Origin of the sequence: Croceibacter atlanticus HTCC2559 (assembly GCF_000196315.1) — a bacterium.
GTDB lineage: Bacteria > Bacteroidota > Bacteroidia > Flavobacteriales > Flavobacteriaceae > Croceibacter > Croceibacter atlanticus.
Genome location: NC_014230.1, coordinates 2455827 through 2472155 on the forward strand (window position 1 = coordinate 2455827; position 16329 = coordinate 2472155).

Annotated in this window: 13 protein-coding genes; 4 read left to right on the forward strand and 9 right to left on the reverse strand. The window is 34.0% G+C overall.

Annotation, left to right across the window (positions count from 1 at the left end):
* Position 1 precedes the first annotated feature (1 nt).
* Both CA2559_RS11170 and CA2559_RS11175 read left to right on the forward strand, forming a co-directional pair.
* Positions 2 to 1306, forward strand: coding sequence for a cryptochrome/photolyase family protein (locus tag CA2559_RS11170; protein ID WP_013188000.1), 1305 nt, complete (start codon positions 2 to 4; stop codon positions 1304 to 1306).
* Positions 1307 to 1490: 184 nt separating this feature from the next.
* The gene (locus tag CA2559_RS11175; protein ID WP_013188001.1) at positions 1491 to 2333 is read left to right on the forward strand and encodes an OmpA/MotB family protein; all 843 of its coding nucleotides are present in this window, start codon (positions 1491 to 1493) and stop codon (positions 2331 to 2333) included.
* Positions 2334 to 2386: 53 nt separating this feature from the next.
* Here CA2559_RS11175 and CA2559_RS11180 read toward each other — a convergent pair whose 3' ends face one another.
* Positions 2387 to 3622: a class I SAM-dependent rRNA methyltransferase gene (locus CA2559_RS11180; protein WP_013188002.1), complete on the reverse strand. Its 1236-nt coding sequence runs from the start codon at positions 3620 to 3622 to the stop codon at positions 2387 to 2389.
* Positions 3616 to 3771: a hypothetical protein gene (locus CA2559_RS13890; protein WP_013188003.1), complete on the reverse strand. Its 156-nt coding sequence runs from the start codon at positions 3769 to 3771 to the stop codon at positions 3616 to 3618. The genes CA2559_RS11180 and CA2559_RS13890 overlap by 7 nt, the downstream gene beginning before the upstream one ends.
* Positions 3772 to 3973: 202 nt before the next feature.
* Between CA2559_RS13890 and CA2559_RS11185 the strand changes: the two genes are divergently transcribed.
* Positions 3974 to 4840 (forward strand): sigma-70 family RNA polymerase sigma factor, encoded by an 867-nt coding sequence (locus CA2559_RS11185; protein ID WP_013188004.1) that lies wholly within the window; start codon positions 3974 to 3976, stop codon positions 4838 to 4840.
* A 78-nt stretch (positions 4841 to 4918) separates the two neighbouring features.
* On the opposite strand, the gene CA2559_RS11190 is transcribed toward CA2559_RS11185, so the two are convergent.
* Positions 4919 to 7375 (reverse strand): zinc-dependent metalloprotease, encoded by a 2457-nt coding sequence (locus CA2559_RS11190; RefSeq protein WP_041241211.1) that lies wholly within the window; start codon positions 7373 to 7375, stop codon positions 4919 to 4921.
* Between the two features lie 107 nt (positions 7376 to 7482).
* On the opposite strand from CA2559_RS11190, the gene CA2559_RS11195 reads away from it, so the two are divergent.
* Positions 7483 to 8802 (forward strand): dipeptidase, encoded by a 1320-nt coding sequence (locus CA2559_RS11195; protein ID WP_013188006.1) that lies wholly within the window; start codon positions 7483 to 7485, stop codon positions 8800 to 8802.
* 84 nt (positions 8803 to 8886) lie between these two features.
* Here CA2559_RS11195 and CA2559_RS11200 read toward each other — a convergent pair whose 3' ends face one another.
* The 6 genes from CA2559_RS11200 to CA2559_RS11225 all read right to left on the reverse strand — a co-directional run bounded on the left by CA2559_RS11200 (position 8887) and on the right by CA2559_RS11225 (position 16325).
* Positions 8887 to 10392 (reverse strand): DEAD/DEAH box helicase, encoded by a 1506-nt coding sequence (locus CA2559_RS11200; protein ID WP_041241212.1) that lies wholly within the window; start codon positions 10390 to 10392, stop codon positions 8887 to 8889.
* 159 nt (positions 10393 to 10551) lie between these two features.
* Entirely contained in the window at positions 10552 to 12093 is a 1542-nt protein-coding gene (locus tag CA2559_RS11205) for an acyl-CoA carboxylase subunit beta (RefSeq protein WP_013188008.1), read from the reverse strand.
* A gap of 7 nt (positions 12094 to 12100) precedes the next feature.
* Complete coding sequence (locus CA2559_RS11210; RefSeq protein WP_013188009.1) at positions 12101 to 13543, reverse strand: acetyl-CoA carboxylase biotin carboxylase subunit; 1443 nt, start codon at positions 13541 to 13543, stop codon at positions 12101 to 12103.
* Positions 13540 to 14034 carry an acetyl-CoA carboxylase biotin carboxyl carrier protein subunit gene (locus CA2559_RS11215; protein WP_013188010.1) on the reverse strand — a complete coding sequence of 165 codons (495 nt, stop codon included), beginning with the start codon at positions 14032 to 14034 and terminating at the stop codon, positions 13540 to 13542. The genes CA2559_RS11210 and CA2559_RS11215 overlap by 4 nt, the downstream gene beginning before the upstream one ends.
* A 114-nt stretch (positions 14035 to 14148) precedes the next feature.
* Complete coding sequence (locus tag CA2559_RS11220) at positions 14149 to 15834, reverse strand: efflux RND transporter periplasmic adaptor subunit (protein WP_013188011.1); 1686 nt, start codon at positions 15832 to 15834, stop codon at positions 14149 to 14151.
* A 5-nt stretch (positions 15835 to 15839) separates the two neighbouring features.
* Positions 15840 to 16325 carry a DUF305 domain-containing protein gene (locus CA2559_RS11225; RefSeq protein ID WP_013188012.1) on the reverse strand — a complete coding sequence of 162 codons (486 nt, stop codon included), beginning with the start codon at positions 16323 to 16325 and terminating at the stop codon, positions 15840 to 15842.
* Positions 16326 to 16329 lie beyond the last annotated feature (4 nt).

Consider the following 16329-nt stretch of genomic DNA (forward strand, 5'->3'; position numbering starts at 1 on the left):
AATGTCAAAAAAAGTTTCAATATTCTGGTTTAGAAGAGATTTACGCTTAGATGATAATGTAGGGTTTTTAGAAGCTTTAAAAGGCGATTATCCTGTTTTACCCTTATTTATTTTCGATAAAGATATATTAGATAAACTTCCTGAAAATGATGCTCGCGTCACGTTTATTTTTGAAACCCTACAAGAAATGCGTAAAGAGCTACAGGATGACTATGATAGTAGTTTAGCAATGTTTCACGATACACCTGAAAAAGTATTTAAATCTTTAGTGAAAGATTATCAGATTCAAGAGGTGTTTACCAACAGAGATTACGAGCCATATGCAAAAGAGAGAGACACAAGTATTAAGGAATTACTAAGCAAGAATAATATTTCATTTAATACATATAAAGATCAAGTAATATTTGAAAAAGACGAAGTAGTTAAAAAGGATGGCGATCCTTACTTAGTGTATACGCCTTACAAGAATACGTGGAAAGAGAATTTTAAAGACCACACTTTAAAGATTCATTATACATCTCAACATTTAGATAATACCGTAAAAAACACAAGACTTCCAAATGTGTCTTTATCTGAAATGGGGTTTAAAAAATCCTCAATTTCATTTCCTGAGTACGATACTTCTCCAACATTAATTGAAAACTACAACGATACTAGAAACTTTCCAGCCAAGGATGGTACATCTAATCTAAGTCCGCATTTAAGGTTTGGTACAGTTGGTATCAGAAAAATATACAAGAAAGCTATAGATGCTAAAGACGAGACATTCTGGAACGAATTAATTTGGAGAGAATTCTTCATGCAGATACTTTATCATTTTCCGGAAACTGTAAATAATGCTTTTAAAAAGAAGTACGACCGTATAGAGTGGCGTAATAATGAAGACGAATTTGAAAAATGGAAAACTGGTACTACTGGTTATCCTTTAGTAGATGCAGGTATGCGCCAGTTAAATGAAACTGGCTTAATGCATAACCGTGTTCGTATGGTAGTAGGAAGCTTTTTGTGTAAACACTTATTAATAGATTGGCGTTGGGGCGAAGCATATTTTGCAGAAAAACTGTTAGATTATGAAATGTCCAGCAATGTTGGTAATTGGCAATGGGTTGCAGGCTCTGGTGTAGATGCTGCTCCGTACTTTAGAATTTTTAACCCAACAACTCAAATAGATAAGTTTGATAAAAATAAAACATACATTAACCATTGGGTTAAAGAGTACAACACAAATAAGTATCCAGAAAAGATGGTAGACCATAAAGAAGCTAGAGAGCGTTGTTTAAATGCTTATAAATCTGCTTTAAATTAAAAGCAACAACAATTTTACTTATACAACTAACCTTCAGTCACTTAATTACTGAAGGTTTTTTTAGTTTATAAACGCCCTCATTTTAATTAACAAACCTTCACATCATTTAACATAACAATAAGTAATCTGAAATACCAAAGCCATGCAATCTCTGTTATCATGGTTCAAACCAAAAACTAAAACAATGAAAAAAGTTATGGTGCTTTCAGCACTTTCTATAGGAATCTTAGCAACATCATGTGTATCTAAGAAAAAGTATGTTCAATTACAAAACGAATATGACAATACAAGATCTACTTTAACTAAAACTCAAGTTGAAAAAGAGGAATTACAAGCAAAATACAATTCTATTCAGGATCGTGTTGAAGCTTACAACACTAAAATTAATTCTCTTAAAGACGAGAGTGATGCTAAATTTGAAACAGTTGGTGATGTCGCTGTAATTTCTGAAAATCAGAAAAAGCAAATGAGAAAGACATTGCAAAACGTTGATCCTCAAAAACTAGCAAATGCAAAAACCTTACAAGACTCAATTAACTTAGCTGTAGGTTATAGCTTAACCAAGTCTATGAGAGAGAATTTTGATGGTAACGACGAAGATATTGATGTTAATATCGACGAGACTGTGGTAATGATCTCTGTGTCAGACAAATTATTATTTAATAGTGGTAGTTATAGAGTTAGTAATAAAGCTAATAGCTTGTTAGAGCGTTTAGCTGCTGTTATAAACTCAGAACCAGCTATTGAGGTAATGATTGAAGGTCATACAGATGATCGTACAGTAAAACAAGGAAGTTATATTAAAGACAACTGGGATTTAAGTACAGAACGTGCTACAGCTATTATTAGAAAACTGGCAGACGACTATAATGTTGCTCCAGAAAAAATGATTGCTGCTGGTCGTAGTTCTTATAAACCTTTAGTGGCTAATGACTCTAATGAAAACAGAGCTGCTAACAGACGTACAAGAATTTTAATTCTTCCAAATCTTGATAAGTTCTTTGCACTAATGAGTAAAGAAGGATAATCACAATTCAATTTTAATTTAAAAAGGCTTTCTAAATTTTAGAAAGCCTTTTTTTATTGTGATATTTTAAAATATATAGTTTTAAGGTAAGCACCTTCTGCAAACGATATAGGATGATCGTCATCGTGAGCTGTTCTATCTAAAACTTTATAAATAACATTTTGTTGTTTTAAAGCTTTTTCTGCCATAGCATAAAAATCTTGAGCCTCTACTCTACTGCTACAAGATGCCAATACAAGTATGCCATTTTTAGATACAACTTGTACACCCATTTTAGCAAGTTGCGCATATTTTTTTAAAGCCTTTTCTACGTCTGTTGCTTTCTTTGCAAAACTTGGAGGATCAATAACTACAACATCAAACTTTCTGTTCTTTTGTATGAGTTGTTGTAGTTTTTCAAAAGCGTCTCCTTCAATTATATGATGTGTACCTTTATGGTCATTTAAAGTTGCATTTTCCTTAGCTACTGCCAATGCCTGTGCACTAATATCCAAACTAGTAACATCTTTTGCTCCTTTAGCTAATGCATGAACAGAAAAACCTCCAGCATAGCTAAACACATCGAGAACAGATTTTCCTTTGCTCAACTCTCCAACACGTTTTCTATTGTATCTGTGATCAAGGAAATATCCTGTCTTATGGCCTTTTATAACATTGGCCTTAAAATTAATACCGTGTTCAAAAAAGTGCACCTCTTCATCTTCTAGTTTTCCATACAGAATAGATCCATCAGACAAACCTTTAGTTGTTAAGAGCTGGTCAAGTTTTCTACTTAACCTAAGCACAACTGTTTTTACTTGAGTTGTATTAATTAAATGTGGAAGAATATCACTTAAATAAGGTAACCACATTTCAGAATACAGTTTAATAACCAAGACATTTGCATATACATCTGCAATAAAACTTGGCATATTGTCATTCTCCCCAAAAAGGAGTCTGTAAGCGTTTGTGTTGGTATCTAAAAGGTCTAATCGTTTACCGTAGGCAGTATGTATTTTAGATTCAAAAAAAGAGGAATTTATAGTAGCAGGACTGCCATTGTGTAATACCTTTATTTTTATGGGAGAATCTATGTCATACAATCCTAAGGCAATAAGCTTATTAGTATGATTATCATAAATAATGGCCAAATCTCCAGATTTAGGAGAATGACTTTCTTTTACAATACTATCTGAAAATACCCAAGGATGACCTTGTTTAACTAAACCTTGGGCAGTTTTGTTAAGTTTTACAGCAATACGCTGTGTTTTAATTTTTGGTAAATGTGTAAACTGAGAAGCTTCTACCAAAGTTCAAAGTAAATTCCAGAAAGTATAATAGCGATAATACAGATAATAACAGCTACTATTATGATAGTGGCTCCTACTTTAGTTTTAGGTGTATCTTGAAGAATATAATCGTTTTCTTCAAACTCTTGTTTTTGCTTTTTATCTGACATGATATTGAATTGGTTTTATTGCGCAAATATAAACAACAAAAGGTATAGTTTTTGCGTTATATAACAAAGAAATGAAAACTGTAAAACACATCACATTTTACCGTTTATTAAGTTACTAAATTTAAAATAAAATGTTAAAAATTTGGAAAATCCAAAAATTTAATGCATTATGTGGTGTTAAACGAAAATATCCCTAGAATATATGAGACAACTCAAGATTACCAAGCAGGTTACAAACAGAGAATCTAAATCTTTAAATAACTACCTGCAAGACGTTAGTAAACTAGATTTAATAACGGCTGAAGAAGAAGTTGAGTTAGCACAAAGAATACGAGAAGGTGATCAGATAGCATTAGAGAAGTTAACGAAAGCTAACTTACGTTTTGTGGTGTCTGTTGCCAAGCAATACCAAAATCAAGGATTAAGATTACCAGATTTAATTAACGAAGGAAATGTTGGTTTAGTTAAAGCCGCTAAACGTTTTGATGAAACTCGTGGTTTTAAATTTATCTCTTACGCCGTATGGTGGATTCGTCAATCTATACTACAAGCACTAGCAGAACATTCTAGAGTTGTACGTTTACCTTTAAATAAGATTGGTGTTATTAACAAGATTAATAAAACATTCTCTTATTTAGAGCAAGCTTATGAGCGTCCGCCTTCTGCTGCAGAAATTGCAAAGGAGTTAGATATGCCTGTAAGCAAGGTGAAAACTGCAATGAAAAACTCTGGACGTAGCCTTTCTATGGATGCGCCATTTCAAGAAGGTGAAAACGACTCTAACTTATACGATGTATTAAAGAGTGGAGAAAGCCCAAGCCCAGATAATAACTTAATGCAAGATTCTTTAAGTGTTGAGATAGAGCGTGCTCTAGATACCCTTACAGAACGTGAAGCAGATGTTATTAGACTTAACTATGGTCTTGGAGGACAACAGCCGTTAACTTTACAAGAAATAGGTGAAACTTTTGATTTAAGTAGAGAGCGTGTTCGTCAAATTCGTGAAAAAGGAATTAGACGTTTGCGTCACGAAAGTAAGAGTAAGATCTTAAAGAAATACTTAGGATAGTTTTACGACTCTGTTTATTTATAAAAAAGCCGCTTTAAATTAATAAAGCGGCTTTTTTATGTTCTATAATTAAAACTCTTAACCTTCTGGATTAAGGATTAAATTAATACGATCCTCTAAATCATCATAGTGGTATTTTGTTAATGTGTTAGACGATCTTGCAGATTTTAACTGGCGTTCTAATAACTTAAGTTCTCCTCTTACTAAAGCGCGCACATCACTTTGATCAACTGTATAATATACCTCGCCATATCTTCCTCGACTCATTTCTTCAGTTAGTAAATATTCCATTTGCTCTACAAAAGCACGTTGTAAGTTTCTTCTATATAAATCTGTTGGCTTTCCAGAAGTAACTTCATTAAAGATTCCTCTTTTAACATCCTGTAACATCTCTAAAGCAGAGTAATACTCATTCTCAGTAGTTTCAGCATTAATTAAGCGTCCTATTCTATCAAAGCTTAATAGGTTGTTTAAATGTCTTGTTTGTAAACTACGTAGGCGTTCAAAATAACCAGATTCAGATATATTTTGAACAATAGCTTTATCAATTAGCCATTGTGGTGTCTCAAAAATTGTATTGTGTAACCAAGATACAGACTGTTTTTGCGTGTCTTTATCTACAACAGTATAAACACTACCTTCTTGCTCTGGTGTTTTTAAATTTTCATAAACACCACCAACATTAGTAACTACGTGTCCTACGTAACGAGACATAACCCCTAAAAGTTCTCCATACAGTTCTTCTAAATCTGCATAATCATTAGTTTGATCTGATGTCCACTTTGGTAAATTTTCAGCAACATACTTTAAGTTTTTTATACCATATGTACTTGCTTTTATAGGATTGTTTCCTATAGCTTCGGTTTGAGATTGTGGATCAAAACTACTACTTTGTTTTCCAAATTTATATTTTGGATCATTTGCTTTTTCTAGTATCCAAGAATTTAAAGTTTGCAACTCTGCTTCTGGAGAATTTGCATTAGGAATAACACGATAACCCCAGTTTGCAGCATAGTGGTCATATGGTCCCATTTGGCGTACAAATCTTATATTTTCATCTCCAGGTTGTGCTATATAGTTATAACGCGCATAATCCATAAGACTGGCAGCTATACCATTGTTTTGAGTAAACTCTCCATCTCTATAATCTTCAACATTATATGCATAGCTGGCTGCCATATTGTGAGGAAAACCTAAGGCATGACCTACTTCATGTGCAATAACTTGACGCATCATCTCTCCTATTTCTTCTGCATTAGTATCTAAAGTTCTAGCTGAAGGATTTGCTGCGCCAGTTTCTAATAAATATCTATTTCTGTAAGACCTAAGGTGGTTATGATACCAGATAATATCACTTTCTATAATTTCTCCAGAACGAGGATCACTCACACTTGGCCCAACAGCATTTCTGGTGGTACTAGCAACATAACGCACTACAGAGTATCTTATATCTTCTGGACTAAAATCTGGATCTTCTTCTTTGGTTGGAGCATCTTTAGCTATAATTGCATTTTTAAAACCTGCAGTTTCAAAAGGTTTTTGCCAATCTTCAATACCTTGTTTTATATAGGTTTTTAAACTCTCTGGCGTACCAGGATCTAAATAATAAACTATTGGTTTAATAGGCTCCACCAATTCTCCTCTCTCATAAGCAGCAGGATCTTTAGGTTCCAATCTCCAACGTCTTATATAAGTTTTCTTATCTGCTTTTAAAGCTTCGCTCGAGTAATCTATTTGGCTTGTTGTAAACCAACCTACACGAGGATCAAATAATCTTGGTTGCATTGGTTCTTCAGGCAACAAAATCATAGATTGATTCATTTGAAGACTTATTGACTCTGTAGCTGAGTTTGATGGTGGCTCAGAAGCATTGTAGGTAAAATCCTGTTTAACCTCTATATTTTCAGGGAATGTCTTTATGTTATTAATAAAGCTTCTATCCTTATCTAGATTTTTTACTTTATAAGATTTTCTTAGTCTTGAGCTCAACCCACTTATAGCCTGAACATCTGAAGATAAGAATTTAGTAACATCAATAACCGTAGCTGTACTATCTGCACTCAAGGCTTCAATATCAAACGCATAAAGTGTAGGCTCATAATTATTTACTAAGACAGAATTATTAATTGCTGCAGACGTATCCAAAGCAACTTCTGAGTAGCTTTTTACCTTTAATAAGATTTTGTCCTGAAACCTAACCCAATGTACCACTTGCTCATTAGTTTTACTTCCAGCATTCATATAACCACCACCTAAATTTGATGGTATTTGAGCTATCCTACTTACCCAAAGCATATCTTTTTGCAGGACAGCATTCGGTATTTCATAGTAATATTTTTCACCTATTTGATGAACTTTAAATAGACCATCATCTGTTTTTGCAGCACTCGTAATGACTTTTGAATAAGGTTTTATCTTATCGTCTTTTGAAGCTGAAGATGTAGGTGTATTGGTTGATTTTTTTGTGGTTGGTTTTTGGTTGGCGCACCCTAATACTACTAGTAGCGCGGTTAATACAACTAATGGGTATTTCATTATATAGTAAGATTTAGCCATCTAAGATACCAAAAATTGAGAAAGCTTAAACCACTAAAGAATCATATTTTAGTGAATAGTTGTACTTTAGCTACAAACTACCACCAATGAGAAATGTCCTTTCACTAGTATTATTAGTCTTTATTTCAATAAGTTGTAAAGATATTGAACCTAAAGAACTAACCGAAAATCAACTGCTTGCAAAGGCCATGTCTATTCATTTAGAAGTTATCACTTTAGATACACATTGTGATATAAATATTCGAAATTTCACTGACTCTATTAACTATACACAAAATCTAGAAACACAAGTTAATCTTCCTAATATGAAAGAAGGTGGTTTAGATGTGGCTTGGTTTATTGTGTATACAGGACAAGACTCTTTAAATGACATAGGTTATAAAAACGCATACGATAATGCTATTAGAAAATTTGAAGCTATACATAGGTTAGTAGACAGTATTGCTCCTAATGATATTGCTTTAGCAACAACCTCTAAAGAAGTAAAAGATATACACGAATCAGGCAAACTTGTTGCGATGATAGGTATAGAAAACGGTTACCCAATAGGTACAGATCTTAGTAACGTCAAGACATTTTACGATATGGGTGCACGCTATATGTCTTTATCACATAATGGGCACAGCCAATTATCAGACTCTAACACTGGAGAAAAAGATGGTGTCTGGTTACATAATGGGTTAAGTGAATTAGGAAAAGAAGTGGTTTCTGAAATGAATCGTGTTGGTATGATGATAGATGTATCTCATCCATCTAAAGAAGCCATGCGACAAATGATAAATTTAACCGAAGCGCCAATAATAGCTTCACACTCATCTGCCAGAGCGCTTTGCGATCATAGTAGAAATTTAGATGATGAGCAGTTACAATGGTTAAAAGAAAACAATGGTGTTGTACAAACTGTAGCATTCAGCAGTTATTTAAATACCGAAAAGCACAATGCATTTAATGACGCTAAGCAAAAGTTATACAAATCAGTTGGACAAAAGATGGGTTTTGAAATCATTGAGCGTGATAGCGTAAGACTTTTAGACAATGAAGCAAGAACGGCATATTATGATAATTATAGAAAAGTTATAAATGCTTCGAAAGAGAAGGTTGAAGCCTTAAAGCAGGAAGTAGCACCTGTAAATGTTTCAGATTTTGCAGATCATATAGATTATCTCGTTGAAAAAATTGGAATTTCTCACGTAGGCATTAGTTCAGATTTTGATGGTGGTGGCGGTATTCACGGTTGGGAAGATGCTTCAGAAACCTTTAATGTAACATTAGAGTTAGTTAGGCGTGGTTATACTCAAAAAGAAATTGAAATGCTTTGGTCTGGAAACTTATTAAGAGTTTTAGATGACGTTGAAGCGGTTTCGAAACGAATTCAAGAAATTGAAACTGAGGTTGCAAATAATTAATCCTTAGTAATAAAGCTATAAAAAAACAGCAAGCACTTAATGGCTTGCTGTTTTTTTTATAACTTAAATCAAGTTTCTTGAATACTAAAACTTACCGTTAAAGCTTAAGCGTAGTTTACGCATATACTCTTCTTGTAACCAATTTTTATAGTTCTTGGTATTGTTTATTATACAATATGAGAAAATACGTATTCTATACTCTATATCATCCTTAAGTAGCTTAGCAAGCTCTCTTGCATCAAAAACATCTTCACTGTTTTCAATACACATTTTTGAGTGTTGCTCTATAGATTTTTCAATAACCATCTTAGACTTTCCATGAGACTTCATAATCTTCTCATATTCTGCTCGAACATTAAATGAGATGTCTTCGGTATTTTTAAAACGCTCTCTTAAATCGTCTGGCATAACATATTTAAACTCACGTTCAATCTCATCATCACTACGAAGGTGTTCTAAGAAATAGTCTGGAGATTTAAAGATACGATGCCAATCTACAGGTTCACTCCACATACCAAAACGTGCAGCGTTATTACCAAGATCTAAAACTGTAAATTCTTTCTTATCACCAAGCACACGAGAACCACGTCCTATCATTTGATAGTATAGCGTTAATGATTTTGTAGCTCTGTTAAGTATAATTGTTTCAACAGAAGGTTCATCAAAACCTGTAGTTAAAATACTAACAGATGTTAAGATAGCATCTGGAGTCTCATTAAACCACTTAAGAATAGCTTTACGCTCTTCTTTAGTGTGTGTATTATCTAAGTGCTCTACTTCGTAACCAGCGCGTTTAAAAGTAGTATAAACTTCTTCTGAAGTACGTATACCATTATTAAAAATTAAGGTCTTTGTACCTTGTGCTTTGGCTTCATAGGCTTGCAAGAGTTTACCTTGCATTACCATATTTCCATAAAGTTCTTCGGAAGATCTTACGGTATAATCTCCTGTCATCCCAACTTGTAATGTTCCTAAATGAACATCATAGCTATAGGTTTTTGCTTTTGCTAAAAATCCTCTTTTAATTAATGAAGGTATATCTTCTCCTACAATTAGATCATCATAAACCTCATACATAGGAAGTTTAATGTTTGAGCTTAAAGGAGTTGCAGTGACACCTAGCATAAAAGAGCCTTCAAAGAATTTGAAAAGCTTTCTGAATGAGTTATAGTGAGCTTCATCTATAATTACAAGACCTACATCTTCTACATCGAAAATATCATCTTGTAAACGATTGTTTAGAGTTTCGACCATTGCCACAAAACAATTGTACTTGTCTTGATCTGGAAGCCTTTTAACTTTAGAGTTTACAATTTTATTCTTTACACCAAACTCTTTAAGCATTTTAGAAGTTTGCTTACAAAGCTCTATCCTGTGTGTAAGAATAACTACCTTTTTATTGGTTTGCTCTATATAACGGCGTACTAATTCTGAAAATATCACTGTTTTACCGCCACCTGTAGGAAGTTGATACAGGAGATTGTAATTATCTGGATGCTTCTCGATACGGTCGAAGATTTTCGCAATATCGGTTGCTTGATAATCGTAAAGTTCTTTTTTGTTATTTATTCCAAAAGTTGTGTTTGCCATAGCCATTCTAAAAAACTTTGCAAAATTACAGTTTTTTAATGCTTACGAAAAACAAAACCAAGGTTTCTATAAAAAGAAATTATAATTGCTTTAAAATGAATAAAAAAGGAGATGATTTAATTTTCAAAATCATCTCCTTCAAAAAATATGTTTTTCTAATTAAAGTGGAATATTACCATGTTTGCGTTCTGGTCTTAACACTGTTTTATTTTCTAACATAGCAAAAGATTTTAGAAGCTTGCGTCTGGTATCCTTAGGCATAATCACTTCATCTATAAAGCCTCGCTGTGCTGCCTTAAATGGATTAGCAAAGGTTTCTGCATATTCTGCCTCTTTTTCAGAAAGCTTAAGCTCTGGATCTTCGGCTGCTTTTATTTCACGCCTAAATATAATTTCACTTGCACCCTTTGCTCCCATTACGGCAATTTCTGCAGTTGGCCAAGCATAATTCATATCTGCACCAATGTGTTTAGAATTCATAACATCATATGCACCGCCATATGCTTTTCTGGTAATTACTGTAATTCTTGGTACTGTAGCTTCACTTAAAGCATATAATAATTTAGCACCGTGCAAAATGATACCATTCCATTCTTGATCTGTTCCGGGCAAAAATCCTGGAACATCCACTAATACTAACAATGGAATATTAAAGGCATCACAAAAACGCGTAAATCGAGCTGCTTTTTTAGAGCTATCTACATCTAAAACACCAGCCAAACTCATAGGTTGGTTGGCTACTATACCAATACTTTTTCCGCCTAATCGGGCAAAACCAACAATAATATTATCTGCGTAGTCTTTATGAATTTCGAAAAAAGAGTCTTTATCTATTATCCCCGAAATTACCGTATGCATATCATAAGGTTTATTAGCAGAGTCTGGTATAATACCTTCTAGTTCTTCTCTAACCTCATCATTTAACTCATAAGAAATAGCTTCTGTTTTTACTTTATTATTTTGAGGTAAGTAGCTTAATAATTGCTTAATCTGTTCAAGACAAACTACATCATTACTAGCGGTAACGTGTGTTACACCAGATTTATTGGCGTGCGTTCTTGCACCACCTAATTCTTCTGAGGTTACTGTTTCATTTGTAACGGTTTTAACCACATTTGGACCTGTAACAAACATATAGCTACTATCCTGTACCATTAAGGTAAAATCTGTCATTGCAGGTGAGTAAACAGCACCACCAGCACAAGGTCCCATAATGGCAGATATTTGAGGTATAACTCCAGAGGCTTGTACATTTCTGTAAAAGATATCTGCATATCCTCCTAAAGAGCGTACACCTTCTTGAATACGTGCTCCTCCAGAATCATTAAGACCAATAATTGGAGCACCTACTTTTAAAGCGTGATCCATAACCTTACAAATCTTTTCTGCGTGTGTTTCTGATAATGCACCTCCAAAAACAGTGAAATCTTGTGCATAAACATAGACTAGTCTGCCTTGTATTGTACCGTATCCTGTTACAACACCATCACCATAAAACTTCTGTTTGTCCATACCAAACTCTGTTGTTCTATGCGTAACCAGTATGCCCATTTCTTCGAAAGAACCATCGTCTAACAAATAATTTACACGCTCTCTGGCAGTAAGTTTATGTTTTTCATGTTGTTTCTTTATACGTGCTTCGCCGCCACCCAAATGAGCTTGTGCTATTTTTTCTTCAAGTTGTTTTTTTATATTACTCATCCTGATATTACGATTTTGGTAGTCTTAATTGTTTTGAATCTTTTAGGTATTGTCTTAACACTACCTTAGCTGCCAATTCTGCTTCTTCTGTAAACTGAGCTTTCAGTTTTTCTGGAGAATAGTTGTTTTTTACAAAGTGAGTATTAAAGTTTCCACTTCTAAATGCATCATTCTCAAACACAAATTTTCCAAATGGCAATGTTGTTTGGATACCTTCTACTTCATAAGCATCTATAGCTTCAACCATAAGTTGTATTGCTGCTTCTCTAGTTTTACCATAGGTAATTAATTTAGCCAGCATTGGATCGTAATAGATAGGCACTTCCATACCTTCTTCGAAACCGTTATCTACTCTTATTCCATTTCCTTCTGGTAACTTGTAAACTTCTAGGTTACCTACACTTGGAAGAAAATCATTTAAAGGATCTTCTGCATAAACTCTAAGCTCAACTGCATGACCATTAATTTTAAGATCTTCTTGTGTAAAGGATAACGTCTCTCCGTTAGCAACTTTAATTTGCTGCTCAACAAGGTCTATTCCTGTAATAAGTTCTGTTACAGGATGCTCTACTTGTAATCTTGTATTCATTTCTAGGAAGTAGAAATTATGATCATCATCAATTAAAAATTCTACAGTTCCAGCTCCAACATAATCACAAGCTTTTGCAACTCTTACAGCTGCAGCTCCCATGTTTTCTCTCAGCGTTTCTGATAAGACACTAGATGGTGCTTCTTCAACTACTTTTTGATGACGTCTTTGTATACTGCACTCACGCTCAAACAAATGAACTGTATTGCCATGTTTATCGGCTAGTACTTGTATTTCTATATGTCTAGGAGATGCTATATATTTTTCAATAAATACAGAACCATCACCAAATGCAGATTTTGCCTCACTTATGGCTCGTTTCATTTGAGATTCTAATTCTGTCTCTTTTTCTACAACACGCATACCTTTTCCGCCACCACCAGCAGAAGCTTTTATAAGAATAGGAAAACCAATCTCTTTAGCTATGCTTGTAGCTTTATCTACATCTTCAATAGCTTCATCTATTCCTGGAACCATTGGTATATCATAAGATTTTACAGCTTCTTTAGCTGCTAACTTACTTCCCATAACTTCGATAGCATGAGTATCTGGACCTATCCAAACTATACCACTTTCTTTAACTTTTTTAGCAAAACCTGCGTTTTCACTTAAAAAGCCATAACCTGGATGAATAGCATCAACATTTAATGCTTTAGCTTTTTCTATAATTACATCGCCTAAAAGGTAGGACTCCGACGATGGTGGTGGTCCTAATAAAATAGCTTCATCTGCATAACGTACATGTGGAGAATGCCTATCTGCTTCAGAATAAACGGCAACTGTCTTTATACCCATTTCGCGTGCTGTTTTCATAACACGAAGGGCTATCTCGCCACGATTGGCAACTAATATTTTTTTCATGATAATGGTTCTAGGGTAAGCAATAAGGCATTTTTCTCAACGGTGTCTGCTGTAGTAACTTCAATAGATTTAATAACACCATCTCTTGGTGAAAGCAGTGCGTTTTCCATCTTCATAGCTTCTAGCACGCATAGTGTATCGCCTTCTTTTACACTGTCTCCTTCCTTTACATCTACACTTAAAATAACACCTGGCATTGGTGCAAAAATATCATTCTCTATAGCATCTGCTCCTAAGCTTAATCCCATTTCTTCAATTAGAAGATCGAGATCATTTTTAATGGCTACCTGATATCTATTACCATTTATACGAACTGTATATTGGCGATTAAGTACATCTTTACCTTCTATATGTACAGATTGGGAGGCAGAATCTTCTAAAATATGTTGTTTGTTATTGGGTTGTAAGCTGGTATCTAGGGAATTGACGTCTTGAGCATCTAACTGAAACTCAAACTCATCATTAACCGAGAGTTTATAAGTATTGGTCATAGATCTGTTATTATGATTTAAAGATAATAAGTGACTACAGATACTACAAATTAATAGCCCCTAAAACTATGAACTAACAAAATGAAGTACCATAAATACTATATGGAAAGTTAATTATAAACGCCCAATTACGCTACCACAATCTAACATCTCCTCACCAAAATATGGATTTTTAATTCCCTTTTCTAATGCTAGCCATTGTGCACCATTGTTATTGTTTGCCATTGGACATTCTTGAATATAATATGTGGTGTTTTGACTGCTAAACCCTTTTGATATTTTAATTAGGTTTTTTGAAAGTCCTACAAAGGCAGAGCGCTGTTGTGCCAAAGTTTCTGCTTTTATAAAATTTTGAGTTGTTGTTTCTAAAGCTTTTAAAGCTGAAACATCTTTTAGTTCTTCAGTATTTCGAATACTTTTTAGAAGATTGTTTGAAGCTTGGTGGGCAGCCTTAGTATCTGAGTTTACCAATGCATCTTTTAGAACGATATATTTTATCATGACATCGTTTAAATAACTTGAATCTTCTAGTTGTTTATTCATAGTATCTGAACCTGTTGTTGGGTTCATCATAGATTGCTTGCCTTGTAGCTGTGCCGCAGCATCAACTGTGAATGTGCCATTTGTTACTACCTCATCTCCTATTTTTAATCCAGACTGTATTTCATAATTATCATTTACAGTTCTTCCTAATGTAACATTGCGCATTATAAATGTTGGTGATGTAGCAGTGGTTTTAATATATACTAAAGACTGTTCTCCTGTCCATAACACTGCACTTTTAGGCACTGTTATTTGGGTATTATTATCGGTGTCAAGTTTTATTGTGCCGGTAACAAACATACCAGGTTTTAATAAGTCTTCTTTATTATTTAGTGTTGCTCTTACACGAACAGTTCTTGTACTTGTATTTAAAATAGGGTCTATAAAAGACACCTTAGCATTAAATGTTTTATTAGGAATAGCTTTAACTACAACACTAATGTCCTGACCTTCTTTTATATCTTGTATTGTAGTTTCATATGCATCAAACTCTGCCCATACGGTACTTAAATTTGCTACTTTAAATATAGGTTGCCCATCCATAACGTGAGATCCTTTGTTTACCATTAGTTCTGTTACTACTCCAGAAACTTGTGCGTAAATTGTAAAACTAGGTTTAGGGATTCCTGTCTTTAACACCTCTGCAAGTTGTGATTGTGGTATCATCCAGTTCATAAACTTATTTTTCACAGCATTATAAAGCTGAGGCTGTGCATCTTTTATTCTGTATGCAGTAATAAGTTCCTGTTGTGCAGCTACAAGCTCCGGAGAATAAATTTTAGCTACTGCTTGTCCTTTTCTTACAGTTTCACCTACAGATGTTACATAAAGTTGATCTACACGGCCATTAAAATGAGCTGGTTGTGTAGCTGCTTTGTCATCATTTGCTTTTATTTTTCCAGACAACTCTATAGATGAGTTACTGGAAGACATTTCTCCAATAACTGTTGTTTGAATATTAGCCAATGCCATAGCATTTTCTGTCATCTTAAACTCATTGGGTGCCAATCCTGTTGCAGAGCTTTCAGCTGGAATTAAATCCATACCACAGATTGGACAATCGCCAGGCTCTTGTTGTCTAACTTGAGGATGCATAGAGCAAGTCCAAATCTCTGAGCTGTGTTCCTCCAAAGAATGCTTCTTTTCTTTAGAGGTTTTATTTTCTGAAGAAGAGTTTGATGTTGTACCAAACAATAACCAACCTGCAAAAAGCCCTATGAGAACAGCAAAGATTAAATATATAACGTTCTTATTCATTGTTTTTAGTTTTTGCTTTCTAGGCGCTTTATCATTTGTTTCATTTCTTCAATTTCTTTCTTCTGTGCTTTAATAATATCTTCTGCCAACTTTTTAACTTCTGGATCTTTAATTTCAGCTCTTTCACTTGTTAATATTGCTATGGAATGGTGTGGAATCATAGCTCGCATCCAAAGTACGTCTCCAATTATAGGTTGTTGAGCACGAACTAACCCTAAAGCTCCAACAAATAAGATAATACTACCTGCTACAATAGCTATGTTCTTTTTTATGTTTTTATACATATTACGCATAGCTAAAAACATAATTATTGCCATTGTAGAAATTCCTAAACAGGTCATGTAAAAACGCGTTAAGCTAAAGTACACATGATCTATTTGGTAAGTATTTAAATACATGGTAATATACATTGCTATAAATGATGCTATTAACATTCCTATAAACTTAGTGTAATTACCTATTCCTGATTTTTTATCTGATTTAGAATTCATATAG